Here is a 25,526-nt window from a genome sequence, read left to right as displayed (position 1 = left end):
CGCCCGCTTAGAGATCCCGACGGAGCACGTCTGTGACTGATCCTCAAGTCGCCCTGCTGATGCTGGGGCTCTTCATTTTCGTAGTATTTTTGGGCTTTCCTATCGCCTTTACACTGATGGCGATGGGCATCGGCTTTGGCTATTTCGCCTATTTCGACGGCGACCGCATGTGGAGGGCCTATAATAGGCTCTCCGAAACAGCGGGTGCGTGGGACCAATGGTCAGATTGGATAGCGGGTTTCTTCAATAACCGTATCTTCGATCTCTTCATCAACCAGACCTATACGGTCATGTCGAATGAAGTGCTGACAGCGGTCCCCCTGTTCCTGTTCATGGGCTACATCGTCGAACGCGCGAACATCGTCGACCGGTTGTTCTCCACCCTCAATGTCGCTTCCAAGAACGTCCCCGGCTCAATGGGCGTCGCGGCGCTTATCACCTGCGCGCTTTTCGCAACGGCCACCGGCATCGTCGGCGCCGTGGTAACGCTCATGGGCCTGCTCGCCCTGCCCGCCATGCTGAAGGCGCGCTACGATAAGAGCTTCGCGACCGGCATCATCTGCGCGGGCGGTACGCTGGGCATCCTGATCCCACCTTCCATCATGCTGATCGTCTATGCCGCCGCCTCGGGCGTCTCCATCGTCCGGCTGTACGCGGGCGCTCTGCTGCCGGGCTTCCTTCTGGTCGGGCTTTATCTCATCTACGTGGTGGGCCGCTCCATCCTCCAGCCCAGTTCGGCGCCGCGCCCCACGGACGATGAAGTGCCGGATGTGCCCCTCGGCCGCGTGCTTTGGATGCTGGCGACCTCATTCTTCCCGCTCGCGGTGCTGATTCTTTCCGTGCTCGGCTCGATCCTCTTCGGGCTCGCGACACCGACCGAGGCCGCCTCGATCGGCGCGTTGGGCGGAATCCTGCTGGCGGTCGCCTACCGCGCACTCACCTTCCAGCGGCTGCGTGAATCGGTCTATCTGACGGCACGCACCACGGCGATGGTCTGCTGGCTCTTCGTCGGCTCCTACACCTTCTCCTCGGTGTTCTCCTATCTCGGCGGCGAGCAGGTCATCTCGGAGTTCGTGACCGGCCTCAATCTCTCGCCCCTCGCCTTCCTGATCCTTGCCCAGCTGATTATCTTTCTCCTCGGCTGGCCACTGGAATGGTCGGAGATCATCATCATCTTCGTGCCGATCTTCCTGCCGCTGCTGGCGCACTTCAACATTGATCCACTGTTCTTCGGCATTCTTGTCGCGCTGAATCTGCAGACCAGCTTCCTCACGCCACCCATGGCCATGTCGGCCTACTATCTCAAGGGGATAGCCCCTCCAGAGGTGCAGCTCACCGACATTTTCCGAGGCGTCATGCCGTTCCTGCTGATGGTCTTCATCGCCATGGCGATCGTCTATGCGGTGCCTGACGTGGTCTATTACCTGCCGAACCTGGTGTATGGCCGATGACAGCAAAACCAGCCTTCCGCGGCGCAGAGGCGATCATCAGCCTCAGCGCAGTCGACCAGCGCGACCGCATCGCCTCCGGCGCTCTACGAGCCGAAGAAGTGACCGAAGCCTATATCGCGCGCATCAACGCGACCGAGCCGGACATCCACGCCTGGGCGTGGTTTGATCCCGACCATGCGCGGGCTCAGGCTCGCTCGCTTGATGCCTATCGCGGCACCGGCCGACCGATCGGACCGTTGCACGGCGTACCGGTGGGCCTGAAGGACATCATCGACGCAGTCAAGATCCCGACGGCGAACGGCACCTCCCTCGACGAAGGACGCATGCCGGAACATGACTCGTTCGTCGCCGCCAAGCTGAAGGCGGCGGGGGCTGTTATCATGGGCAAGACGGCAATCACCGAGCTCGCCTATCTGCATCCGGGACCAACCCGCAACCCGGTCAACCCGGAGCACACTCCCGGCGGCTCGTCGTCTGGTTCGGCCGCGGCGGTAGCGGCGGGCCAGGTGCCGCTGTCCATCGGCACCCAGACGGGCGGCTCCTTGATCCGCCCGGCCGCCTTCTGCGGCACCGTGGGCTTTAAGCCGACCTTTGGCGCGATTCCGCGAACAGGCATCCTTGCCCAGAGCCCCAGTCTCGACACGGTCGGCGTTTTTGCGCGCACGGTCCGCGACGTCGCGCTCATCGCCGACGTGATCTTTGGTCACGACCAGAACGACCGAGCGACCAGCCTGGCACCTGCGCCACGACTGCTGGAGACGGCCAGCACATCGCCTCCCCTGCCGCCGGTCTTCGCCTTCGTAAAGCCCCCCAACTGGGAGATGGCCACGCAGGAGACACAGGACGCGCTGGCTGAAATTGCCGAGTTTCTTGGCCAGCAGTGCTTTGAAGTGGACCTGCCAGTGGCCTTCGATGGCGCACGAGCCGCGCATGGGCGGATCTATCTGGCCGAGATGGCGAAGTGCTACCACACCTATGAACGCCGCGGCCGCGATCTGCTGTCGGAAGAGCTTCGAACCGCGATCGACGCCGGCAAGGCTATTCCCGCGCGGGACTACATAGCCGCTCTCGACTGGCCGGACGTGCTCTATGCCGGTCTCTCCGAGGTCTTCAATCGCTGCGACGTGATCCTCACTGCGGCAGCCCCCGGCCCAGCACCTCTCGGCATTGAGAGCACAGGCGACGCCGTCTTCAATTCGCTCTGGACGCTGCTCGGCGTGCCTGCCGTCACCCTTCCGGTGCTGCAGGTCGACGGTCTGCCGATGGGCGTGCAGCTCGTGGGCCGCCGCGGCGATGATGGCAGGCTTCTGCGCGCCGCACTCTGGCTTATGGAGCGCGTTGCCGCAACCGAGGGAGAAGCCTCATGATCGACCGGCTGATGGCTCTGCTTGCCTTCGCGGCACTTGCCGCGTTTCTCTCGATACTCGTGATCTGGGTACCTCGCGTCGACCTGGCTGTGTGGGTCGCTGTCACGCTGCTCTGCGCCGGGTACGACATGTTCGACACCCATCGCGGCAAAGGGGCATCCTGAGCGTTCCGCAATTTCCTCACGCTGGTTCATTCAGACGCCGAGCGATCTCATACCGGAGCGGGGCATCCGAGTTCTGGGCTCGAGAAACGTGCGTGGCAGCCAGTCTCTGGCTGTTCCGAGCATTAGGCTGTTGTCCGCCGCGCGCCGATGGCACCGTGCTGCTAGCCGCAATGTGCGATCGTTATCATGACCGGGGCTGTGCTCGATAACTTCAACGGCCACCCGCCCACGGCTGTTGACTCGGCGTTTCCGCTCCGGGGACAATCGACAAAAAAGAAGGCAGCGCGGCCCCGTCGAGGCGCGGCGGCGGCCTTTAATGTGAGGCCCGACCGATGCCGCCGCTCTTCACGATTGGCTACGAACAGGTTTCAGCGTCCTCCGTGCTCGACACACTCGCCGATGCCGGTGTCGGACTTCTGGTCGACGTACGAGCTGTTGCTTCATCCCGGCGCGCCGGATTCTCCAAGAGCCTGCTGTCCGCCGGCGTCGCCAGTCGTGGCATGGGCTATCTCCATCTGCGCGGCCTTGGAACGCCGGCGGAGGGTCGCCAAGCCGCCCGAGCCGGCCGACATGAAGAGATGCGGCGCATTTTTGCCGAGCATATTGCGACGCCAACCGCGCAGGACCAGCTCGACGAACTCAGCCGCCTTGTCGCCACCGGGCGTCCTGTGTGCCTCCTCTGCTATGAGCGCCACCCGGAACACTGCCACAGGCAGATCATCGCCGAACTCATCTGCGAGAGGATTGGCGTTCCAATCCAGCACCTTGCGGCGCCTCCGGTGTGATCTCGACGGCCCAATGCGACAAATTGGCACGCACGCACAACCATAGGCGCGAACATTTCAATCCTCGATTGATTGAGCACAACCCACCCGAAATGCTCGGATGAGTTGTGCGCCCAAGGGCGCGAACTTTCGATATTCAACGGGGCTGGGGGGCGGCCGGGTTGTCGGGGTTTGCCGCATCATGTCTTACGTCTGGCACCTTGCTTGCTCTCAGTGTCCGGGCAGCAATGGGCGGAGATGTTGGCATCGACAAGACGCCACCCAACGCCTTCACCGACAGGTTGTACTTCTACTCCGGCGTCGATGTCGCCCGAGACAACGTCTATGGCTGGGCCGGAGCTGCCTGGTCGCCTTCCGGCCTGATGGATCAGGAAGGGCTACGCATCCGCCTGCAGGGAGGTGGTGGCCAGTACCGCTACAGAACCCCCGACGTGGCGGGCGGCTGGAACACGGTCAACAAGACAGAAGGCGAACTGCTTGTCGGCTGGCAGTTCCTGCGCGGGCCCCATGCGCTCGCGGTGTATGGCGGGGTCAATGTCACCCAGAACCTTCTCGATCAGCCCGACCCGTTGAATCGCGAACAGGGCACGGCAGTCGGCGCGAAGGCACTCGCAGAATGGTACTGTAGCTACGACCCTCACTGGACATTCACAGGAACCATCGGCGGGTCAACGGCCGATGGCAGGGCGTTCATTCGCGGCACGGCCGGCCGGCATGTCCACGAACTGTTCGATCTCGGCACCGAGGTCGGTGCCTCGACCGACTGGCTCTCCCAGGATGCACGCGCGGGCCTGTTCATTGCGGCACCCCTGCCCGGCCGACAGTGGCGCGCCAGCGGCGGATGGCGCTGGAGCAGCGACAGCGACGATGGTCCCTATGCGAGCCTGTCGCTCTACGCGCCCTTCTAGCGGAGCATGCGCGTCGGATAGGGACACTGGCCTGGATGCGACCACGTGCGGCCTCAAGCGTCCTCGGCCTTCATGGCATCGAGCGCCGCCCGGGCGTCGACGTCGGCACCCGCTGCGATCTCGTGAATCTCCAGCGCTTCCAGTTGCTCCCGCGTATCGACATCGACGAACGCTGCGTCTCCTTCGACCGGCACCTCGACCACCGCCTCGGGGTTTTCCGCGATGAGATGGCGCGCCCCGATATCGCCGCTCAGCGCAATCAATTCCGGAAACAGGCGACGTGACCAGGCGACAGGGTTGCCGCGCCTCCCGTCAGCAACCGGCACGGCGATCAACCCGCCCGTCTCCGGAGCGAGCGCCTCCGCAAGGCGATCGACGAGGGGAGCGCCGACTTTCGGCATATCCGCGAGCATGACCACGGCGCCGGCGGCCTCCGGCTGGAGCGCCATGATGCCAGCTTTGAGCGAGGTCGACAGCCCCTCGGCAAAGTCGGGATTATGGACGAACTTGATATCAAGGCCGGAAAGCGCCTGCCTCACCTGCTCGGCCTCATGACCGGTAACAACGACAACCGGGCGCTGCCGCGAAGCGAGTGCCGCGCGAACGACACGCCTCACCAAGGCCTCCCCGCCGATGGTCGCGGTCAGCTTGTAGGACTGAGGCATGCGTGTGCCTCGCCCCGCCGCGAGCACGACCACACCGACACCATCCTTCCCGGCGGATGTCTTCTCGCGAGGTTGCGGGCGTGAGGGAATTTCCATGAGCAGACCTCCAACTCCCATCGACATGATGTCCGGCGACGTCACGTCAAGGCCGGCCAGCAACCGACGAAGCACCCAATCGAAGCCGTTCTCCTTCGGGCTACGGGCACACCCCGGTGCGCCGAGCACCGGCATGGAGCCGATGCGGCCGAGCAGCAGCAGGTTGCCCGGATCGACTGGCATCCCGAAATGCTCGACGCGCCCTCCCACCGCCTCAATCGCCGCAGGGATCACATCAGCCCGGTCAGCTATCGCCGAGGCACCGAATACGAGTGCGATCTGTGCGCCGCTGGCCGACGCGCGGCGGAGCGCGGACGCGACCTCCATTTCGTCATGGCGGACGCTCTCTTCGCTGACGATCCGCGCGCCGGCGGACGAAAGCCGGGCCGCCGTCGTGCGCAGGGTGGCCGATACGACCTTTTCAGCGAAACCCGGCAACTTGGTGCAGATCACCGCCACCCGATCAAGCCGGTAGGGCGCGACGCGTACCATGGGTCGAAAGGTGTCGCGGATACGCTCCATGGCCCGGGCAGGTACAGCGAAGGGAATGATCTTGACCGTCGCGACCATCGTGCCGACGTCGACCGGATGGAACGCCGGCAAGGTGGCGAGCGTCACCGCCTCGTCAATGTGGTTGAAGGCATCGACGCCGGCTCGGTCGACAACCAGCAGGCCAGAAGCTTCCGCGCGAAGATTGACCCGCCCGGTAAATGCCCGCTCCACCTGCACGTCGTTCCCGGCGATCGCCGCGGCGATCAGCGTCGCGGCTTCGTTCTCGCCAACATCGCCCGGTTCCAGCCGTGCCACGACCAGGTTCTCAATGCCCGCCGCGCCAAGCGCCTCGACCGTGCGTCGATCGATCACCGCGCCCTTCTTCAGGGCCAGCCCGGGCAACCGCAACCCGTGCACATTGACCGCACCTTCCGCCTCGGCGGCGGCAATACGCCCGAATTTCAACCTGTCCGCTCCGTTGCGACCGGGCGGCGCCGAAGCACGCCGATGACCTCGGCAAGAATCGATACCGCGATTTCGGAAGGGCTCACCGCCCCGATGTCGAGACCAATCGGGGCGTGCAGACGCGCCAGCTTCTCCCGCGTGACACCCCTTTCGACAAGCCGCTCAACACGCGCGGCGTGGGTGCGGCGCGAGCCCAGTGCGCCGACGTAGAAGCAATCCCTCGCCAGCGCGTCGACAAGAACGGCATCGTCGATCTTCGGGTCATGCGTCAAGGCGGCAACCGCGGTGAAGGGGTCGAGTGCAAGGGCGGGCAGCACGATGTCCGGCCATTCGGCCCGCAGATCGACCTGCGGGAAACGCTCGGGCGTGGCAAAAGCCGTACGTGGATCGATGATGGTCACATCAAATCCTGCGCTCTTGGCCATCGGAACCAGCGCCTGCGAAATATGAACAGCGCCCGCGATAACCAGTCGTGGCGAAGGCACCTGAACGGTCAGGAACACCTTGTCATCGCCCACCTCCACCAGCGCGCTGCGTCCGGTGCGAAATCCTTCGGCAAGACGGTCGGCAAGCGGATCGGCGGCCACGTCGAGCGGAGTGACCATTCTTTGCCGCCCGCTACCAAGCTCGGTGACCAGTATCGTGGCGCGACGGGCGGCGCGCTCGGCATTCAGACGTTCGAGAACGGCGAGGTCCATCAGGAAACCTTCTCGACATAGACGCGGATGCGCCCGCCACAGGACAACCCGACCTGCCATGCCGTCTCGTCGGCAACGCCGAATTCCAGCAGTCGCGGCCGGCCGTCCGCGATGACCTCGGCGGCTTCCGCGACCACCGCGCCCTCGACGCAGCCGCCCGACACCGAGCCAAGGAAATTACCCGCTTCATCGACAGCGAGGTGGCTGCCAACCGGACGCGGCGCCGACCCCCAGGTTTCAACGACGGTCGCTAAAACAACTCCCCGTCCCTCGCGGCGCCAGCCGGCGGCGGCCTCCAGCACGTCTTCCTCGCGCGCGAACATCAGAGTCTCCGGTAGCCTGTCGAATGGGTCGTACGCGAGCGAATATAGCGCAGCGCAGCATGCAGCACCTTGCCCATAAAGACGGATGCTATCAAAAGGACGGCCATGAGTGCCATCCGCCAACGGTCCGCCCCGACGCTTCCCCTCCCGCCCCGAACGCTGCGTGGCGTGGAGGAGCTGGCCGATGCCGGCCTGCTGGTCGGGCATGAGGGTCTTGAAGCCGTCGCGGATCGCTATGCCATCGCGGTCACTCCGACGCTCGCCGGCCTGATCGATCCGACGAACCCGGAAGATCCGATCGGCCGGCAATTCCTGCCGGATGTGCGCGAGTTGGACACCCATCCTCGGGAGCTTACGGACCCGATAGGCGACGAGGCGCATAGCCCCGTGCCCGGCATCGTCCATCGCTACCCGGACCGGGTGCTGCTGAAGCTGGTGGGCGTGTGCGCCGTCTACTGCCGCTTCTGCTTCCGGCGCGAGATGGTGGGACCGGGCGCGCAGAGCAATCTCTCGGACGACGCCCTCGAAACCGCCCTGGCCTATATCGCCGGACACCCGGATATCTGGGAGGTGATCCTAACCGGGGGCGATCCCCTGGTGGTCGCACCACGCCGCCTCGCAGCGCTGATGGCGCGCTTGGCCGCCATCGAGCATGTGAAGATCATCCGCTTCCATACCCGCGTACCGATCGCCGCGCCGGAACGGGTGACGCCGGCATTGATCGAGGCACTGCGTGTGGATGGCGCGACCACTTATGTTGCGGTCCACGCCAATCATGCGCGCGAGTTCGGACCCGAAGCCCGCGCTGCCCTCGCCCACATTGCGGATGCGGGTATCGTGTTGTTAGGCCAGACCGTTCTTCTCGCCGGCGTGAACGACGAGGCCACCACGCTTGCCGACCTGTTCCGCACCTTCGTCGAGTGCCGGGTGAAGCCGTACTACCTGCACCACCCTGATCTTGCACCCGGCACGGCGCATTTTCGCCTGCCCATCGCCCGCGGCCAGGAGCTTATGCGAGCCTTGCGCGGCAGGCTGTCGGGGATCGCCCTGCCGACCTACGTGCTCGACATTCCCGGCGGCCACGGCAAGGTGCCAATCAGCTCATCATATCTGGAACCCACCCCCGACGGATGGCACGTCACGGATTACTGCGGCGGCGTGCATTCGTATGGCGAGGCGACGTGAACCCGCCTGCGACAGAAACCGACGTCGTCGTCATCGGCGCGGGCGCGGCCGGCATGATGTGCGCCATCGAAGCGGGACGACGTGGACGCCGCGTGAGCGTGATCGATCATGCCCGTGCGCCGGGCGAGAAGATCCGCATCTCTGGCGGTGGGCGGTGCAATTTCACCAATCGCGATGCGTCCCCGCACAACTATCTGTCCGCCAATCCCAGCTTTTGCATTTCAGCGCTGAAACGCTTCCCGGCGCAGGCGTTCATCACCGAGGTTGAGCGGCGCGGCATTGCCTATCACGAGAAGACGCTCGGCCAGCTCTTCTGCGATGGCTCCTCCCGGCAGATCGTCGACCTGCTTACTGACGGTCTGTCCGATGTGGGCGCCGAGCTGAGGCTCTCAACCTCCATTCGAGACATCGAGAAAACGGGCAACGGCTTTCTCGTCACCACGGACCGGGGCTCGCTCGCCTGCCGCTCGCTGGTCGTCGCCTCCGGCGGGAAGTCGATCCCGAAAATGGGCGCCACGGGCTTCGGCTACGATACCGCGTCGCGTTTCGGGCTGAATATCGTGCCGACCCGACCGGGCCTCGTGCCGCTCACACTCGACCCGGCCTTACTGGAGCGGCTCGCACCACTTGCCGGCGTTGCGGTCGAGGCGCGCGCGCGGCATGGCCGGATCGCGTTCGAAGAGGGGCTGCTCTTCACCCATCGCGGCCTCAGCGGCCCGGCAATCCTGCAGATCTCGTCCTACTGGCATGAAGGTGACGAGATTGAACTCGCCCTCGCCCCGCATCTCGACGTCTTTGCGCAGCTGCGCGACGCCCGAGCGGCAAATGGCAAGCAGGCGGCCGCGAGCTTGCTCTCGACGATACTACCAAAGCGCCTCGCCCACGCGATCGGCGAACGTGAGACAGGCCCCGCGCGACTGGCAGATCTGTCTGACAAGGCGTTGCGCCGCCTCGACGCAGCGGTGAATGGCTGGAAGATCAAGCCCGCCGGCTCGGAAGGCTACCGCACAGCGGAGGTGACGCTGGGCGGGGTCGATACTGCCGATCTGGACTCACGCAGCATGCAGGCTCGCAGCGTTCCCGGGCTCTACTTTATCGGCGAGGTCGTCGACGTCACCGGCTGGCTGGGCGGCTACAACTTTCAATGGGCATGGTCCTCCGGCTGGGTTGCCGGCCAGTTCGTCTGAAAGATCAGACGACGAGGAATTCCCGCCCAAGATAAGCCAGCCTTGGCCCATCCCGTCCAAGTGTGACGGCCTCCACGCGGCCAACCAGCACGTCATGGGTGGCGATTGTGCGGGCCTCGACCAGCCGGCACTCGAAGACCACGACGGCCCCCGCGAGAACCGGGATGCCGAGATGACCTTCATGCCAGTGACCGATGGCGAATCGCTGTTCACCGGCAAGATCATTCCGCCCTCCGAACCCCAGCGCGACGGGCTGCTGGTCCCCCGCCAGCATGTTCACCGCGAACACACCCGCACGACGAAACGCCGGCGCGGAGTGGTTGCGCCGGTTGAGGCAGACCAGAAGCGTGGGAGGACTGTCGGAGACCGAGACGACGGCTGTCGCCGTGAAACCGGTCCGCCCCTCGGACGTGCGGGTCGTAACCACGTGGACCGCGGCCACAAGCCGGCTCATCGCCTCGCGATAAAGTCCCGCCTCGACATGATGCTCAGCCCCATGAACCGGCCCGTGGTTGTTCGCATCGTCCACACCCACCTCCGATATCCACACGGTTGCTGCTTAAGCCGGCTGTCAATTTCGCACAGCCAGCCCTCAAATCACCTCGGGAAGGCGGCGATCCGCGTTTGCCAACAGCCTTGCGTTGAGAATCATGGCAACTTCACGACGGCAACGTCGGCGTGCAAGTGATTGAAACACAACGGCTTAGCGACATATCGCTACTATAATACCGTTGTATCATTTGTTTCGATGAATTGCATTTCGTCTTTTGATCGAATTGTATCGGATCTCGGTGCGCGCTAAGAGTCAGGGAGCGCACACGACACGGGCACGATCATAATATGTGCAAGGCCCGGCGTGCGCGCTTACCCGATGCGGCTGAGGGGAGCCGGAAAGCACAATGGAAATATTTGTTCAGCAGCTCATCAACGGGCTGACGCTGGGCTCGATCTACGGGCTCATCGCGATCGGCTATACCATGGTCTTTGGCATCATCGGCATGGTGAACTTCGCCCATGGCGACGTGTTCATGGTGTCGACCTTCATCGGCCTGATCTGCTTTCTGTTCCTGACCACCGTTATCGGCATCACATCGATCTTCCTGGCGCTGGCGATTGTGTTGGTGGTGGCGATGTTCTTCACCTCGCTGACCAACTGGGCGATCGAGCGTGTTGCCTATCGCCCGCTGCGTGGCTCCTTCCGCCTCGCGCCGATGATCTCGGCGATCGGCATGTCGATCTTCCTGGCGAACTTCGTGCAGGTCACGCAGGGCCCGCGCAACAAGCCCATTCCGCCGATGGTCACCGACGTCATCGTGCTGATGGAACGCGACGGCTATCAGGTCACCTTGGCCTGGAAGCAGGTCATCATCATGGCCTCGACCGCCGTTCTCCTTGCTGCCTTCTGGTACCTTGTGCAGAAGACGTCGCTCGGCCGCGCGCAGCGTGCCTGCGAACAGGACCGCAAGATGGCCGCGCTGCTGGGCATCAACGTCGACCACACCATCTCGCTGACGTTCGTCATCGGCGCCGCGCTCGCCTCAGTCGCGGGCGTCATGTACCTGATGTACTACGGCGTATCGCACTTCGCGGACGGGTTCGTTCCCGGCGTGAAGGCGTTTACGGCCGCCGTGCTCGGGGGCATCGGCTCGTTGCCCGGCGCGGTGCTCGGGGGGCTCCTGATCGGCCTGATCGAGGTCTTCTGGTCCGCCTATTTCTCCATTGAATACAAGGACGTTGCAGCTTTCTCGATCCTGGCCATCACCCTCATCTTCATGCCTCAAGGCCTGCTCGGCCGTCCCGAAGTCGAGAAGGTCTGAGGTAGGTCGTCATGGCGCAGATCGCCGATACCGCGCCCGCCTCGGCGCCGTCTTCAGACTCCGTTTCCCTTCTCGCCCATGCGCTGAAGGACGCGTTCATCACCGGCCTCATCGCCGTCGGTCTGCTTGGGCCGCTGATCGGCTTCGAGACCGTCATCATCGATGGCGCGCTGGGTCTTCATTACCGCCCGTTCATTCTGGCGGTCATGGTCGGCATCATCTTCGTGGGCCGTCTTCTGCTCAACCTGACGGTGTGGTCACCCCACCGTCAGCCGAAAGTACGCAGCGGCCCCTCGATCATGGATCGGGCCGGCACATTCATTGGACCGGGGGTCAAACCGGCCCTGCTTGCCTTCGCCGTGTGTTTCCCGTTTATTTCGATCTATGCGACGGGCGGGCTCAGCCAGAGCCGCTACCTGATCGATCTCGGCATCCTCATCCTGACCTATGTGATGCTCGGCTGGGGCCTCAACATCGTGGTCGGGCTGGCAGGGCTGCTGGACCTCGGCTACGTCGCCTTCTATGCCGTGGGCGCTTACACCTACGCCCTGCTCGCCACCTCGGAGCCGATCCACAATTTCTTTGCCGCCTTGGTCGGAGAGGACTTCTGGGCTGACTGGGCGTTTTGGTTCTGCCTGCCGATGGCCGGAATTTTCTCAGGTCTTTGGGGCATGATCTTGGGATTCCCGGTGCTTCGCCTGCGCGGTGACTATCTCGCCATCGTGACGCTCGCCTTTGGCGAAATCATCCGCCTCGTGCTGATCAACTGGGTCGACTTCACCGGTGGTGGCGCCGGCATCGCGTCCATCCCGCGGGCCACGTTTTTCGGCATCCCCTTCGAAAGGGGCGATAACGGGTTCGCCGCTCTGTTCGGGCTGACCTATAGCCCGATGCATCGCATCATCTTCCTCTACTTCGTGATCCTGGCACTTGCCCTGATCACGGCCTTCGCAACGGTCCGGCTGCGGCGACTGCCGGTCGGCCGGGCGTGGGAAGCGCTGCGCGAGGACGAGATCGCCTGCCGCTCACTTGGCATCAACACCACAACGACCAAGCTTTCCGCTTTCGCCACCGGCGCCATGTTCGGCGGCTTTGCCGGCTGCTTCTTCGCCGTGCGGGCCGGCTTCGTAAGCCCGGAGAGCTTCACCTTCGACATCTCGGCGATGATCCTCGCCATCGTGGTGCTCGGTGGAATGGGCTCGCAGATCGGCGTGGCTGTTGCCGCGGCGGTAATGATGGGCGGGATGGAGATGCTCCGCAATCTCGGCTTCCTGCGCGAGATCTTTGGCGACGAGTTCGATCCCAGCCTCTATCGCATGCTCATCTTCGGCTTCGCTATGGTCGCTATCATGGTCTGGAAACCCCGAGGTTTGGTATCGACACGCGACCCGACGATCTTCCTCAAGGAGAAGAAAGCGGTCTCGGGTGATCTCGTGAAGGAGGGCCATGGCTGATGGCACCCGTTCTCGACAGCAGTCTCCCGCGATGGGAAGCCGATCCGATCCTCATGGTCGAACACCTGTTCATGCGGTTCGGTGGCTTGGTCGCGGTCAACGATCTCAGCTTCAAGGTTGGGCGTGGCGACATCACCGCGCTGATCGGGCCGAACGGCGCGGGCAAGACCACGGTCTTCAACTGCATCACCGGCTTCTACAAGCCGAGCGAGGGCCGTCTTGTGCTCGCCCATGGCCGGGCGCCGACCCCGCACGAGCTGGCCAGCGTGACGCTGATCGGCGAACGTTCGCTGGTCGGCGCCAGCTCGGGCGTCTTCCTGCTCGAGCGCATGCCCGACCACAGCGTGTCGGGCGAGGCAAAGGTCGCGCGTACTTTCCAGAATATCCGGCTGTTCACGGGCATGACGGTGCTGGAAAATCTGATGGTTGCTCAGCACAATGCGCTGATGGCCGCCTCGGGCTATTCTCTGAAGGGACTGTTCGGACTGCCCAGCTGGACGCGGGCGCAGTTCGAGGCCACTGAGACGGCGACGTATTGGCTGGATAAGGTCGGCCTCACCGACCGCGCCGACGACCCCGCTGGTGACCTGCCCTACGGTGCCCAGCGGCGCCTTGAGATCGCTCGCGCCATGTGCTCGGGGCCCATCCTCCTATGTCTTGACGAGCCCGCCGCAGGCCTCAACCCCCGCGAGAGTCTGGAACTGAATGACCTGCTGCGCTCGATCCGTGCCGAGCATGGCACCTCGATCCTGCTCATCGAGCACGACATGAGCGTCGTGATGGAAATTTCCGACCACGTCATCGTGCTCGACTACGGAACCAAGATTTCCGACGGCACGCCCGACCACGTGAAGAATGATCCGCGCGTCATTGCCGCCTATCTCGGCGTCGACGAGGACGCGGTGGAGGAAGTCGAGGCGGAGATCGAGGCCGAAGTCGCCGGCAGCACCACAGGGGTGACATCGTGAGTGTAAGCGACACCTTGGCTGCGGCCCCCCTGGCGGCATCCCGGCCCTCGGGTAATGGCGAGGCGACCCCGATGCTGTCGGTTCGGGGCGTCAAGACGTTCTACGGAAACATCATGGCGCTGAAGGGCGTGGACGTCGACGTCTACAAGGGCGAGATCGTCACCCTCATCGGCTCCAACGGCGCCGGCAAATCGACGCTGATGATGACCATCTTCGGCCAACCGCGTGCTCGCGAAGGGGCGATCGTCTACGAAGGGCGCGACATTACCAAGATGCCGACCCACGAGATCGCGCAGCTCAGAATCGCCCAGTCGCCCGAAGGCCGACGCATTTTCCCGCGCATGACCGTGTTCGAAAACCTGCAGATGGGCGCTTCGGTCGACGGCTTCAGCCATTTCGACGACGACCTGCGCAAGGTGTTCGATCTGTTCCCCCGGCTCAAGGAGCGCATCAACCAGCGCGGCGGCACCTTGTCGGGCGGAGAGCAGCAGATGCTCGCCATCGGCCGGGCACTAATGAGCCGCCCACGCCTGCTCATGCTGGACGAACCATCGCTCGGCCTGGCGCCCCTTATCGTCAAGCTGATCTTCGATGCGATCCGCGAGTTGAACAGGGCCGAGGGCCTGACCGTATTCCTCGTCGAGCAGAATGCGTTCCATGCGCTCAAGCTCGCCCATCGCGGCTATGTGCTCGTCAATGGAGAGGTTACGCTTTCGGGCGGCGGGCGCGAATTGTTGGAGCGCCCGGAAGTCCGGGCAGCCTATCTCGAAGGCGGAAAACACTGATGTCCGATCGCGACGGCACCCTCATTTCCCAGGGCGCCCCGACCAGCCTTGCTGTCGTGGTGCCGATCGTCGTGTCCATTGCGGTTTTGCTCGCGGCGATCGTTGCGCCGTCAATGGTCGTCGAGATCTCCCGCGGCGACTTTGCGCTGGTCACCGTCTTCCTTGGCGGCGGCGCAGCGTGGCTGTCCGGGCAATCCATGGCGCGCACTTGGCGCAGCTATCGGCAAGCGGTGCTTTACGCGCTGCTGTTGGGCTGCGTCGTCCGCTTCTTCCATTTCGCCTTGTTCGAGGGGACGCTGCTTTCCCTCCATTACTTCCTTACCGACACAGCCTTCCTCGTCGCCCTCACGACGCTCGGCTTTCGCGCCGAACGAGCAAACCAGATGACGACGCGCTATGGTTGGATTTACCGTCGGGCAGGACCGTTCGGCTGGAGGGATACCCCCGGCCAGACAACCGCCGAGACTTCGGCTTGAGCTACGTTCACCATGCTTTGGTTCGACATCGACACGAGCAGGGAAATGGACATGATATCGGCCCGGGGGCAGAGCCACCGCGCCGTTGAGGCCGTTAGAACACCAACCTTGGATAACCAGGAGAGAAGTTCATGAAGAAGCTTCTGTTTGCCGGCATCGCGCTCGGCGCTATGGCGGCTTTGGCCGTACCGGCCTCGGCACAGGTCAAGGTCGGCGTTGCCGGCCCGATCACCGGAGCGAACGCCACGTTCGGCGCGCAGCTCAAGAACGGTGCCGAGCAGTGGGCGACCGACGTAAACGCCGGCGGTGGCCTTCTCGGCCAGAAGGTGGAGATCGTCGTCGGTGACGACGCTTCCAAGCCCGAGCAGGGCATTTCGGTGGCCAACAAGTTCATTGCCGACGGCGTGAAATTCGTGCTCGGCCACTTCAACTCGGGCGTGTCGATCCCCGCTTCCGAGCAGTATGACGAAGCTGGCGTTCTGATGATCTCGCCGGCCTCGACCAACCCGACCCTCACCGAGCGTGGCCTTGCCGCGGTGTTCCGCACCTGCGGTCGTGACGACCAGCAGGGCGCCATCGCCGCCGAGTACATCCTTAAGAACCTTAAGGACAAGAAGGTCGCGATCGTCCACGACAAGACCCCCTACGGCAAGGGTCTGGCCGACGAGACCAAGAAGGCGATGAACACGGGCGGCGTCGAAGAAGTCGTCTATGAAGGCATCAACCCCGGCGAGAAGGATTACTCCGCTCTCGTTTCCAAGCTCAAGGCGGCCGGCGTTGAAGTGCTCTACTTCGGCGGCCTGCACACCGAAGCCGGCCTGCTGGTGCGCCAGATGCGCGACCAGGGCATGGACACCGTGCTCTTCTCGGGTGACGGCATCACCGACAAGGAGTTCTGGACCATCGCCGGTCCGGGCGCTGCTGGCACCCTCATGACCTTCGGCTCGGATCCGCGCAAGATCCCCTCGGCCGCCAAGGTTGTCGAGGAGTTCACCAAGAACAATATCGATCCGGAAGGCTACGTTCTCTACACCTACGCCGCTGGTCAGGTGCTCCAGCAGTCCGTTGAAGCCACCAAGTCGCTCGATCCGATGAAGGTTGCCGAGTACATGCACTCCGGCAAGACGTTCGACACGGTGCTGGGCAAGCTCTCCTTCGACAAGAAGGGTGACCGTACCAGCGGCGACTATGTCGTCTACGTCTGGAAGGACGGCGGCTACAGCGAGCTCTGAGTCCAAGCGCCCTCAAGGCGCCTGGAAGAAGGCTAAACATCAGACCCACCGGCTAACGCCGGTGGGTTTTTTGTTGCCGGGAATAAGAACTTAAGAGAAATCGTCGGTCCATCTTCCCGGGAAGGTCTCCGCGCCGGAATGACCGCGCGGGAACAGCCGAACGCGTGCGCTTGTGCCGGCGTCGCCAAAGCGTGGGAGCGCCACCGCTCCTGAAATGGTGCGAGCAGGCAGCGGTGCTGCCACAAAGCGGCGGGCTGCGCAGAAGCTATCGACCCACGCGCGTCCAGGCCTCTCACGGGGCAGCTTGAGCGTGCTCGAAGCTGAACTCCTATAGCCCGCCGTCGCCGAACGACCGTCCTTGAGGGTCTCAGCCGAAATTCGCCAACGCGGGAAACGTCTCAAGCATCCAGTAACTCAGCGTCGACATCCATCCCGAGAGGAAGCCGATGCCGGTGAGCACCAGCAGAGCACCCATGGCCTTCTCGACCATCGGGAGATAGCGCCGCGTGCGGCTGAGAAGGGCGAGGGCGGGTCGTGCCATCGCGGCGACCAGGATGAAGGGGACACCAAGCCCCGCCGAGTAGACCGCGAGCAGCCCGGCGCCACGGGCCAGCGTCTGCTCGCTCGCCGCCACCGCGAGGATCGCCGCCAACACCGGCCCGATGCAGGGGGTCCACCCGAAGGCGAAGGCAAGCCCCATGACATAGGCACCGGCGAGCGTCGACGGTGCATCGACATGAACGCGTTTGGTATGTGTGAGCCAATTGAACCGAAGAATACCGAGAAAGTGTAACCCCATCAAAAGGATCGCGATCCCGGCCACGAAGGCGAACTCTTGCGAATAAAGACGCAGGTAGCCGCCCACGACCGAGGCCCCTGCCCCAAGCGCGACGAAAACCGTGGAAAAGCCAGCGACGAACAGCAGAGCCGCCCCCAAGGTGCGGCGCGCGGCGGCGTCGGTCGGGGCTTTGTGCGTAATCTGGTCAAGGCTCGTACCGGCGAGATAGCATAGATACGGAGGCACCAGCGGCAGGACGCAGGGAGAGGCGAAGCTGGCGATGCCGGCCACGAAAGCGGCCGGAAGCGTGACGTCGGCCATGAAGCTGGGCAACCTTGCATCGTTTCGAGAGCTTCCCAATGCACGCCCACTCTGGCTTATGCAATGCGGCCCCTTAGACACTCCCCGTGATGTGATAGCGACGACCGGAGACTTCCCTTGCGTAATCTTATTACAGATGTCGCCGGCCTTCGGGTTGGCAACTCCACCGATCTCGCGCTCGCCTCCGGCGTTACGGTCGTTGTCTTCGACGAACCGACCGTGGCCTCGGTCGATGTGCGTGGCGGTGGTCCGGGGACGAGAGAGACCGATCTGCTGGCTCCCGATGAGACGGTCGGCGCGATCCACGCCCTCACCCTTTCCGGAGGATCCGCCTTCGGACTCGATGCGGCAGCCGGCGTAGTGGCGGCACTCGCAGAGCGGGGCATCGGCTTCCCCGTCGGCGATGCGCGGATTCCCATCGTGCCCGGGGCGGTTCTGTTCGATCTGCTCAATGGAGGAAACAAGAACTGGGGCCGTTTCACCCCCTACCGCGAGCTCGGCTTCGAGGCCGCGAATGCGGCGAGCCTCAATTTTCCACTAGGCACCGTCGGCGCCGGCACCGGTGCGACGACGGTGAATCTCAAGGGCGGGCTTGGCTCCGCCTCGATGGTGGCGGCGTCAGGCCATGTCGTGGGTGCGCTGGTCGCCGTGAACGCCTGCGGAGCGACCAATGTGGGTGATGGCCCGCATTTCTGGTCGGCGCCGTTTGAGCGCAACGGGGAATTCGGAGGCCTCGGCCTGCCGAGCCCCCTCCCCGCCCTGCCGGATCGGCCGGCACTGAAGGGATTGCCTGCCGGATCTGAAGCGGCGATTGCCAATACCACGATCGCGGTCGTCGCGACCGATGCCATCCTGACCAAGGCACAGTGCAAACGCCTCGCCATCATGGCTCACGACGGCTACGCGCGCGCCATCTGGCCGGTTCATACCCCTCTCGACGGCGACACCATTTTCGCCGCGGCTACCGGGAAACACTCGCTTGCGGATCCGGTCTTTGACCTCGCTCTCATCGGCTCGGCCGTGGTGCAGACTTTGGCCCGCGCTTGCGCCAGAGCTGTATTTGAGGCCACGGCTCTGCCGCAGCAGGGAACCATGGCGAGCTGGCGCGAGCGCTGGGGCAGCTGATCACGATGCCCGGCAAGGAAGGGGAGCGGCCGCTGCCGCCTTCGTTCTCACCACAGGCGCCGCGCACGCGGAAAAGAAGGATCTGACCATCGCCTGTGTCGAATGGTCAGATGCCGTTGTGGCCACCAACGTCATCAAGGCCGCGCTGGAGGACAAAGGCGACACCGCGAAGATCGTCCCGCTTTCCGGGGCTGCCATGTGGCAGCCGGTCGCGACCGGCGAGGCGGGCGCCATGGCAGCGGCCTGACTGCCGGCGCCACACGCCGCCTGCGACAAGATGCTGAATGACAAGGTGATCGATCTCGGCCCGAACGAACCGGGGCCAAGATCGGTCTCGCTATGCCCACGCTTGTCGACATCAGCCTAATTGAGGGCATCAAGGGCAAGGAAGACATGTTCGGCGGCAAGACGATCGGCATAAACCCCGGCGGCGACCCCGCTGCCACGGCAAGGTCGAGGCCTGGTCGAAGCGCAGTCCGGCACAGACAGACGCCACCAACAAGAACGCGGTCAGGAGGCAATCCCGACCGCGTTGTGTCTTCAGGCCGGAAACCGTGAACTCAGGGGCAAGGCTCCCAGAAGCCGGTCGTGCGCTGAGGGTTGGTGTAGAACCAGCAATAATTCGGCTGGGGGGGCGGGCCAGCGAGGCTCGCCGCAGCCACACCGGTCAGGAAGCCGAGCGCGGCACCGGCCGCGACAGCCCCGCCGGGCGCCCAGTAGCGGCGCGGATTCACCACCACGACGCCACCGCCGCGCGGAACCGGCCCGTAATAGCGCCCCGCTCCATAATAATGGCCGGGATTGCCATAATAGCGACCCGGACCGGCCGCACCGACGCAGCCGCGAGCCCCACAGGCCCCGGCGCGCCAGGCATTCGCCTCCGGCATCGCAGCGAAAAGGCCAGCGAACGCAAACACAGCGCCCGCGGCCAGATAACGTGCACGTTTCATAACCGGCTCTCCTCCTCGACCATTCTCGCTTGCGCGGCCGACCGCATCGTCACGAATCGAAGCCTAGCGCCCCTACGTCATTCGCGCATCCGGGCTTTATCCACATTGTTGGTATTATTGCCGGTCATACCATCGCGTGCTACGGGCCGCCCCAGCCGGAGACGTTGCCATGATCACCCGACCGCTCATCATCGCCCCTTCCATTCTTGCCAGTGACTTCGCCAAGTTCGGCGAGGAGGTACGCGCGGTGGATGCCGCCGGTGCGGACTGGATCCACATCGACGTGATGGACGGCCATTTCGTGCCCAACATCTCCTTCGGTCCGGATGTGGTAAAGGCCATTCGGCCGTTCTCCTCCAAACCTTTCGACGTGCATCTGATGATCGAGCCGGTCGATCCCTATCTGGAAGCCTTTGCGAAGGCGGGCGCCGATCACATTTCGGTCCATGTCGAGGCCGGACCGCATCTCCACCGCTCGCTGCAGGCGATACGCGCACTGGGCAAGAAGGCAGGTGTGGCAATCAATCCCGCGACACCGGCCGAGACGATCGAGTACGTGCTCGATATCATCGATCTCGTCATCGTCATGACGGTGAACCCCGGCTTCGGCGGACAGGCCTTCATCACCCCGGTCATGGAGAAGGTAAGCCGGATCGCCGCGATGATCGGCGACCGGCCGATCGACATAGAGATCGACGGCGGCGTCACCCCGACAACGTCGCCCGCCTGCATGGCCGCCGGTGCGAACGCCCTGGTAGCGGGCTCCGCCGTCTTCAAGGGCGGCCCCTCGGCCTACGCCGCGAACATCGCCGCCATTCGCGAAGCCGCTGCGCGCGAGCGGGGCGAAATGGTATGAAGAAGGCTAGGTACTGAACGTCGAGCGCGAGCGAAGGTTTGTCCCGCACTCTCCTATCTGCTAATGCGCGACATCCATCGCCGCTTGCCGAAAGAGCCGCCCGTGATCCCGCGCTATACCCGTCCCGAGATGGCCGCCATCTGGGAGCCGCAGACCCGCTTCCGCATCTGGTTCGAGATTGAGGCCAATGCCACCGATGCCCTCGCCGAGATCGGCGTGGTGCCGAAGGAAGCTGCGGCCAAGATCTGGGAGATGGCGCAGGACGCCACCTTCGACGTTGATCGCATTGATGAGATCGAAGCCGTCACCAAGCACGATGTGATCGCTTTTCTCACGCATCTCGCCGAAATCGTTGGCCCCGAAGCGCGCTTCGTTCATCAGGGCATGACCTCGTCTGACGTGCTCGACACGTGCCTGAACGTCCAGCTCGTGCGTGCCGCCGACATCCTCATCAAGGATGTGGACCGGCTGCTCGCCGCACTCGAGGCGCGCGCATTCGAGCACAAGCTCACGCCAACAATCGGCCGCTCGCACGGCATCCATGCCGAGCCGACCACTTTCGGCCTCAAGCTGGCCCAAGCCCATGCGGAGTTCCAGCGTAACCGTGCCCGTCTCGTCGCGGCACGGACCGAAGTCGCCACCTGCGCGATTTCGGGCGCGGTCGGCACCTTTGCCCAGATCGACCCTCGTGTTGAGGAGTATGTGGCGGAGAAAATGGGCCTCGCCGTCGAGCCCGTCTCGACGCAGGTGATCCCGCGCGACCGCCACGCCATGTTCTTCGCCACCCTTGGCGTCGTCGCATCGTCCATGGAGCGTGTGGCGACCGAGATCCGCCATCTCCAGCGCACCGAAGTCCTGGAAGCCGAGGAGTTCTTCTCCGCGGGCCAGAAGGGCTCTTCAGCCATGCCGCATAAGCGCAACCCGGTTCTCACCGAGAACATCACCGGCCTCGCTCGCCTTGTGCGCGGCATGGTCACGCCGGCTCTCGAGAACGTCGCGCTCTGGCACGAGCGCGACATCTCGCACTCGTCGGTCGAACGCATGATCGGCCCGGATGCGACGGTCACGCTCGACTTCGCCCTGAACCGGCTCGCGGGCGTCGTCGAGAAGCTGGTGGTTTATCCAGAGAACATGCAGAAGAATCTGGACCTTCTGGGCGGGCTTGTGCACTCGCAGCGCGTGCTGCTGGCACTCACCCAGAAGGGCGCCTCGCGCGAGGACGCGTACCGCCTCGTACAGCGCAACGCGATGCCGGTCTGGCGGGGAGAAGGCGATTTCCAGACGCTGCTCACCAACGACCCCGAGGTGCGCAACTTCATGACCGCCGAGGAGATCGCCGAGAAATTCGACCTCGGCTATCACCTCAAGCATGTCGACACGATCTTCAAGCGCGTCTTTGGACGCGCCTGAAGCCGCGGTTACCCCTCAGTGGCGGGACATACCCGGCCGGTACACCGGCGGACGTCCGCCACCGCCTCCACCGGGTCGCATCGCACGCGGCGCAGCGTGCGGCACGTTGGTGGGCACATGTGCGCTCCGATTCGGCGGACGGTAGCCAGGCCTTGGTCCATTACCCGGCGGCCGGCCGCCCGCATGCGGCGGACGGGGCCTGTTCCCCGGATTGGGACGATATCCCGGAGGTTTCCTGTAGCCGTGCTGAGGCTTATAGCCCGGCGGCGGCCTCACGCCGTGTCGGGGATTGTAGCCCGGTGACGGATTGGGACCCCAGTAATTGCGTCCGTAATAGCGAGGCGGACCGCCGTAGTTGCCCCATGGCCCCCAATAGCCGCCACCCCAGCCCAGTCCGAACGCCGGCCCATAAGTGTAGCCGAAGTCGTCATCGTCATAATAGTCAGGCCGTACGATGATCTGGGCACCGGAACTGCCCGTTGAGAGATAACGGGAACTCGCATAGCCACGACCAACACGGCACCAGCCACTGGTGCATTGTCCGACATCCACTCTCTGGCCAGCCCGCAGGGCACCGACGATCTTGTAGCGCGTGCCTGGTCCGCTACGCACGTTGAGATCGGTTGTAACGATCGCTGGCCGCGCGAGCGCGGCGACGGTGCCGAACACGAGCAGGCCAAAGGCCAACGCCAGTGATCGGGGTAAAATGCGGCTGCGCACGAACATGGCACTCTCCTCACGACGCCGGGCCTCATGCCCGCGTGCACTGCCCTAAAGGCAGCGTTGAACGTCATGTGAGAATGCAACCACCGAATCGGCAATCGGTTGCACCACCTATGCGCTCAACCCGGACGATCACGTCATCGTCAGTATGAAAGCGAGGGCGAGCGCCACACGACCGGTCTGCCGCGGTAACCCGGGCCTTCGCGAAACGGCCCCTGCCAATTGGGTCCAAGGCTTGAATAGTAGCTCGGCCGTTGCGGCAGTCGCCCGCCGCCGCGCGCCGACCAATAGGTGTTACCCTTTCGGTCGCCAAACCGGGCGTTGTTGGCGTAGCCAGGGTGCATGTTCCAGTAGGTGGGACGTCCGCCCCAATAGCTCGGCCGGGCGCCCCAGGATGAGGGACGATTTCTTCCATTCAGCCCCGGGCCCCAATAACCGGGTCCCCAGCTCGCCCGCCAACGATAGTTGAAACCGTAGCCATAGCCATAGGTTGGCGCACCGCCGGACCAGCCATCGAAGCCACTTGCAAGGGTGTCGACGGCAGCCACCACGCCGACGACCGGCGCGGCGAGTGCGGCGAGGATCGGCGAGCCCGAATAGACCGGGTAGGTTCCGCCCGGATAGTACTGTCCTGGATAATTCTGGAGGGGGTAGTTCTGGGCCGCATAGCCGTAATCTGCGGTGTCGGCATAGACGGGAACCGAAGACGCCACGTTGGAATAGCCGCCCGACGAAACCCGCGAAGGACGCACAGTCACACGTGTCGCGCCGCCGCCGTTCGTCGAAAGGTGCGGAGCGCTGACATAGCCGTAGACGGTCTCGCACCAGCTTCCACTGCATGAGCGCACGTCGACATTGCTGCCACTCGGCAGGGTGCCGATAACATCATAGCCAGTACCCGGCCCCGTCCTGACATTCACATTGGAAACGGTGACAGCCGCGTAGCCCGCGGGCATCTGCGTCAAACGACCTCCGGCGGGTCCCTGGGCAGGCAGACTGGCTTGGAAAGAGCTGGAGGGAAGCGCATAGGCGCGCCCGGCAGTTACCGAACCATAGTTCGGAACCTGCGCCGCCGCCGGCGCGGCGGAGATCGGCTGGCGCGCGAGCATGCCGCTGGCCGCGCCCTGATAGCCCTGGCCGACATAGCGCGCGCTCACATAGCCGTACTGGGTCTGACACCAGGCGCCCGAGCAGCCGACCACGCTGACCGGGGAACCCGCCGGCAGCGTGCCAAGAACATCATAACCAACGCCAGGCCCCGAGCGCACATTCACCGTCGCTGTCGTCGCCGTGGTCGCGGCAACGGCACCGACGACGCCGGGCGCATAGCCGCGCCCGGTCACAAGGGCCGGATCGTAGCCCGTCACCATGCCCTGCGGCTGCGTGCCGGGAAGTCGCGGTTGGGCCTGCGGCGTCAGAACCTGCCGCACCGCGCCGCGTGAGAGCACATACAGGCTGATATAGCCCTCATTGGTCTGGCACCATGAATCGGCACAGCCCTTCACCTCGACCGAGGTCGCGTCCGGCAAGGTCTTGATGATCTCGTATTGTGTGCCGGGCCCGTTGCGCACATTGGCCGTGCCAACCGTGGTCCGGGTTCCCGACATGGTGGCGTCATCGCCCGGATGCGCCGCATCCCCCGCTATCCCAGGCTGGGGTGCGATCCCCGGCGCCCCGTAGGGCGCCACCGACGGCACAACGCCAGGCTGGGGAGAATAGGCAGGAACACCCACCGGCACCGCTGTCACAGGCTGGCGATAGGAGGGAGGCACGTAGGTCGCCGCTGGCGCGGCGGAGATCGGCTGGCGCGCGAGCATGCCGCTGGCCGCGCCCTGATAGCCCTGGCCGACATAGCGCGCGCTCACATAGCCGTACTGGGTCTGGCACCAGGCGCCCGAACAGCCGACCACGCTGACCGGGGAACCCGCCGGCAGCGTGCCAAGAACATCATAACCAACGCCGGGCCCCGAGCGCACATTCACCGTCGCGGTCGTCGCCGTGGTCGCGGCAACGGCTCCGACGACACCGGGCGCATAGCCGCGCCCGGTCACAAGGGCCGGATTGTAGCCCGTCACCATGCCCTGCGGCTGCGTGCCGGGAAGTCGCGGTTGGGCCTGCGGCGTCAAAACCTGCCGCACCGCGCCACGTGAGAGCACATACAGGCTGATATAGCCTTCATTGGTCTGGCACCATGAATCGGCACAGCCCTTCACCTCGACCGAGGTCGCGTCCGGCAAGGTCTTGATGATCTCGTATTGTGTGCCGGGCCCGTTGCGTACATTGGCGGTGCCAACCGTGGTCCGGGTTCCGGACATGGTGGCGTCATCACCCGGATGCGCCGCATCGCCCGTTATCCCAGGCTGGGGCGTCACCCCCGGCGCCACATAGGGCACGACCGACGGCACAACGCCAGGCTGGGAAGAATAGGTGGGGGCAGCCATGTAGGACCCCACCCCTGCGACCTGCGTCAGCAGGCTGGAGCTGACATAGCCGTACTGGGTCTGGCACCAGTTTGCCCTGCAGGAGACAACCTCAACCGGCGCTCCAGCCGGGAGCGTACCCAGCACACTGGACGCGCCGCTGGGGCCGCTACGCACATTCGAATTTGCGCGCGTCGTCGCCGGCCACGCGCTCGCAGCCAATGTGCCGGCCAACACGATCCCAGATGCCAGCGCGAAGGATGTCGTGAACCGCATCGGGTCCTCCTGATGCTGTCGCCCTACCCAGACGGCAACAGCCCACCTTCACGCTTGCCCGGAATCACCTCCCTGCGCAATCAAATGTCAAAAAGATGGTTGCCAACCTGCAACCTTCATGCGTGCCACTGCGATTCGCCGCCAGAAAC

The 25,526-nt window shown here is 64.3% G+C and carries 25 protein-coding genes; 17 read left to right on the top strand and 8 right to left on the bottom strand.

What is annotated here, in order from left to right:
- Positions 1 to 32 precede the first annotated feature (32 nt).
- The 5 genes from G3A50_RS18825 to bcsS all read left to right on the top strand — a co-directional run bounded on the left by G3A50_RS18825 (position 33) and on the right by bcsS (position 4,675).
- Entirely contained in the window at positions 33 to 1,451 is a 1,419-nt protein-coding gene (locus G3A50_RS18825; RefSeq protein WP_163076673.1) for a TRAP transporter large permease, read from the top strand.
- Positions 1,448 to 2,818, top strand: a complete 1,371-nt coding sequence (locus G3A50_RS18820) for an amidase (protein WP_163076672.1) — start codon at positions 1,448 to 1,450, stop codon at positions 2,816 to 2,818. Before G3A50_RS18825 ends, G3A50_RS18820 begins: the two co-directional genes overlap by 4 nt.
- A complete protein-coding gene (locus G3A50_RS22425; RefSeq protein WP_170308650.1) occupies positions 2,815 to 2,982 on the top strand; it encodes a hypothetical protein in 168 nt (55 codons plus the stop codon). The genes G3A50_RS18820 and G3A50_RS22425 overlap by 4 nt, the downstream gene beginning before the upstream one ends.
- 332 nt (positions 2,983 to 3,314) lie before the next feature.
- Positions 3,315 to 3,767 (top strand): DUF488 domain-containing protein, encoded by a 453-nt coding sequence (locus tag G3A50_RS18815; protein ID WP_163076671.1) that lies wholly within the window; start codon positions 3,315 to 3,317, stop codon positions 3,765 to 3,767.
- Positions 3,768 to 3,994: 227 nt separating this feature from the next.
- Positions 3,995 to 4,675, top strand: a complete 681-nt coding sequence (gene bcsS, locus G3A50_RS18810) for a cellulose biosynthesis protein BcsS (RefSeq protein WP_163076670.1) — start codon at positions 3,995 to 3,997, stop codon at positions 4,673 to 4,675.
- Between the two features lie 53 nt (positions 4,676 to 4,728).
- Here the strand turns inward: bcsS and G3A50_RS18805 are convergent, their stop codons facing one another.
- From G3A50_RS18805 to G3A50_RS18795, 3 genes are read right to left on the bottom strand one after another with little or no spacing between them, the layout of a single operon-like run.
- A complete protein-coding gene (locus G3A50_RS18805) occupies positions 4,729 to 6,393 on the bottom strand; it encodes an NTP transferase domain-containing protein (protein ID WP_163076669.1) in 1,665 nt (554 codons plus the stop codon).
- Positions 6,390 to 7,091 (bottom strand): XdhC family protein, encoded by a 702-nt coding sequence (locus G3A50_RS18800; protein WP_163076668.1) that lies wholly within the window; start codon positions 7,089 to 7,091, stop codon positions 6,390 to 6,392. The genes G3A50_RS18805 and G3A50_RS18800 overlap by 4 nt, the downstream gene beginning before the upstream one ends.
- Positions 7,091 to 7,414 carry an XdhC family protein gene (locus G3A50_RS18795; RefSeq protein WP_163076667.1) on the bottom strand — a complete coding sequence of 108 codons (324 nt, stop codon included), beginning with the start codon at positions 7,412 to 7,414 and terminating at the stop codon, positions 7,091 to 7,093. Before G3A50_RS18795 ends, G3A50_RS18800 begins: the two co-directional genes overlap by 1 nt.
- A gap of 105 nt (positions 7,415 to 7,519) precedes the next feature.
- Here G3A50_RS18795 and G3A50_RS18790 point away from each other — a divergent pair, with 105 nt between their 5' ends.
- Positions 7,520 to 8,599, top strand: coding sequence for a lysine-2,3-aminomutase-like protein (locus G3A50_RS18790; RefSeq protein WP_163076666.1), 1,080 nt, complete (start codon positions 7,520 to 7,522; stop codon positions 8,597 to 8,599).
- Complete coding sequence (locus G3A50_RS18785) at positions 8,596 to 9,786, top strand: BaiN/RdsA family NAD(P)/FAD-dependent oxidoreductase (RefSeq protein ID WP_163076665.1); 1,191 nt, start codon at positions 8,596 to 8,598, stop codon at positions 9,784 to 9,786. Before G3A50_RS18790 ends, G3A50_RS18785 begins: the two co-directional genes overlap by 4 nt.
- Before the next feature lie 4 nt (positions 9,787 to 9,790).
- On the opposite strand, the gene G3A50_RS18780 is transcribed toward G3A50_RS18785, so the two are convergent.
- A complete protein-coding gene (locus G3A50_RS18780) occupies positions 9,791 to 10,315 on the bottom strand; it encodes a flavin reductase (protein WP_246251877.1) in 525 nt (174 codons plus the stop codon).
- Between the two features lie 370 nt (positions 10,316 to 10,685).
- Between G3A50_RS18780 and G3A50_RS18775 the strand changes: the two genes are divergently transcribed.
- The 6 genes from G3A50_RS18775 to G3A50_RS18750 all read left to right on the top strand — a co-directional run bounded on the left by G3A50_RS18775 (position 10,686) and on the right by G3A50_RS18750 (position 16,518).
- Positions 10,686 to 11,603: a branched-chain amino acid ABC transporter permease gene (locus G3A50_RS18775; protein ID WP_163076664.1), complete on the top strand. Its 918-nt coding sequence runs from the start codon at positions 10,686 to 10,688 to the stop codon at positions 11,601 to 11,603.
- 11 nt (positions 11,604 to 11,614) lie between these two features.
- Entirely contained in the window at positions 11,615 to 13,057 is a 1,443-nt protein-coding gene (gene livM, locus G3A50_RS18770; RefSeq protein WP_163076663.1) for a high-affinity branched-chain amino acid ABC transporter permease LivM, read from the top strand.
- Complete coding sequence (locus tag G3A50_RS18765) at positions 13,057 to 14,025, top strand: ABC transporter ATP-binding protein (RefSeq protein ID WP_163076662.1); 969 nt, start codon at positions 13,057 to 13,059, stop codon at positions 14,023 to 14,025. The genes livM and G3A50_RS18765 overlap by 1 nt, the downstream gene beginning before the upstream one ends.
- 71 nt (positions 14,026 to 14,096) lie before the next feature.
- Positions 14,097 to 14,810: an ABC transporter ATP-binding protein gene (locus G3A50_RS18760; protein WP_163077837.1), complete on the top strand. Its 714-nt coding sequence runs from the start codon at positions 14,097 to 14,099 to the stop codon at positions 14,808 to 14,810.
- Between the two features lie 113 nt (positions 14,811 to 14,923).
- Positions 14,924 to 15,286: a DUF6867 family protein gene (locus tag G3A50_RS18755; RefSeq protein ID WP_210255332.1), complete on the top strand. Its 363-nt coding sequence runs from the start codon at positions 14,924 to 14,926 to the stop codon at positions 15,284 to 15,286.
- A gap of 131 nt (positions 15,287 to 15,417) precedes the next feature.
- On the top strand, positions 15,418 to 16,518 hold the full coding sequence (locus G3A50_RS18750; RefSeq protein WP_163076660.1) for a branched-chain amino acid ABC transporter substrate-binding protein: 1,101 nt from the start codon (positions 15,418 to 15,420) through the stop codon (positions 16,516 to 16,518).
- 367 nt (positions 16,519 to 16,885) lie between these two features.
- On the opposite strand, the gene G3A50_RS18745 is transcribed toward G3A50_RS18750, so the two are convergent.
- Positions 16,886 to 17,617 carry a cytochrome c biogenesis CcdA family protein gene (locus G3A50_RS18745; protein ID WP_163076659.1) on the bottom strand — a complete coding sequence of 244 codons (732 nt, stop codon included), beginning with the start codon at positions 17,615 to 17,617 and terminating at the stop codon, positions 16,886 to 16,888.
- A gap of 117 nt (positions 17,618 to 17,734) precedes the next feature.
- Here G3A50_RS18745 and G3A50_RS18740 point away from each other — a divergent pair, with 117 nt between their 5' ends.
- Together G3A50_RS18740 and G3A50_RS22710 are read left to right on the top strand one after the other, a co-directional pair.
- Positions 17,735 to 18,742 carry a P1 family peptidase gene (locus G3A50_RS18740; RefSeq protein ID WP_163076658.1) on the top strand — a complete coding sequence of 336 codons (1,008 nt, stop codon included), beginning with the start codon at positions 17,735 to 17,737 and terminating at the stop codon, positions 18,740 to 18,742.
- Positions 18,743 to 18,860: 118 nt separating this feature from the next.
- Positions 18,861 to 18,989, top strand: coding sequence for a hypothetical protein (locus G3A50_RS22710; protein ID WP_246251874.1), 129 nt, complete (start codon positions 18,861 to 18,863; stop codon positions 18,987 to 18,989).
- A 313-nt stretch (positions 18,990 to 19,302) separates the two neighbouring features.
- Here the strand turns inward: G3A50_RS22710 and G3A50_RS18730 are convergent, their stop codons facing one another.
- The gene (locus G3A50_RS18730) at positions 19,303 to 19,692 is read right to left on the bottom strand and encodes a hypothetical protein (RefSeq protein ID WP_163076657.1); all 390 of its coding nucleotides are present in this window, start codon (positions 19,690 to 19,692) and stop codon (positions 19,303 to 19,305) included.
- 169 nt (positions 19,693 to 19,861) lie between these two features.
- On the opposite strand from G3A50_RS18730, the gene rpe reads away from it, so the two are divergent.
- Together rpe and purB are read left to right on the top strand one after the other, a co-directional pair.
- On the top strand, positions 19,862 to 20,548 hold the full coding sequence (gene rpe, locus G3A50_RS18725; protein WP_163076656.1) for a ribulose-phosphate 3-epimerase: 687 nt from the start codon (positions 19,862 to 19,864) through the stop codon (positions 20,546 to 20,548).
- A 102-nt stretch (positions 20,549 to 20,650) separates the two neighbouring features.
- Positions 20,651 to 21,958, top strand: a complete 1,308-nt coding sequence (purB, locus tag G3A50_RS18720) for an adenylosuccinate lyase (protein ID WP_163076655.1) — start codon at positions 20,651 to 20,653, stop codon at positions 21,956 to 21,958.
- Between the two features lie 15 nt (positions 21,959 to 21,973).
- Here the strand turns inward: purB and G3A50_RS23020 are convergent, their stop codons facing one another.
- Both G3A50_RS23020 and G3A50_RS18710 read right to left on the bottom strand, forming a co-directional pair.
- A complete protein-coding gene (locus G3A50_RS23020; RefSeq protein WP_163076654.1) occupies positions 21,974 to 22,684 on the bottom strand; it encodes an SH3 domain-containing protein in 711 nt (236 codons plus the stop codon).
- 140 nt (positions 22,685 to 22,824) lie between these two features.
- Positions 22,825 to 25,377, bottom strand: a complete 2,553-nt coding sequence (locus G3A50_RS18710; RefSeq protein WP_163076653.1) for an SH3 domain-containing protein — start codon at positions 25,375 to 25,377, stop codon at positions 22,825 to 22,827.
- Positions 25,378 to 25,526: the final 149 nt, after the last annotated feature.

The sequence above is a fragment of the Ancylobacter pratisalsi genome, from assembly GCF_010669125.1.
Classification (GTDB): Bacteria; Pseudomonadota; Alphaproteobacteria; order Rhizobiales; family Xanthobacteraceae; genus Ancylobacter; species Ancylobacter pratisalsi.
The sequence above is the reverse complement of the archived record's forward strand: the minus strand, read 5'-3'. Positions and strand labels throughout refer to the sequence as shown.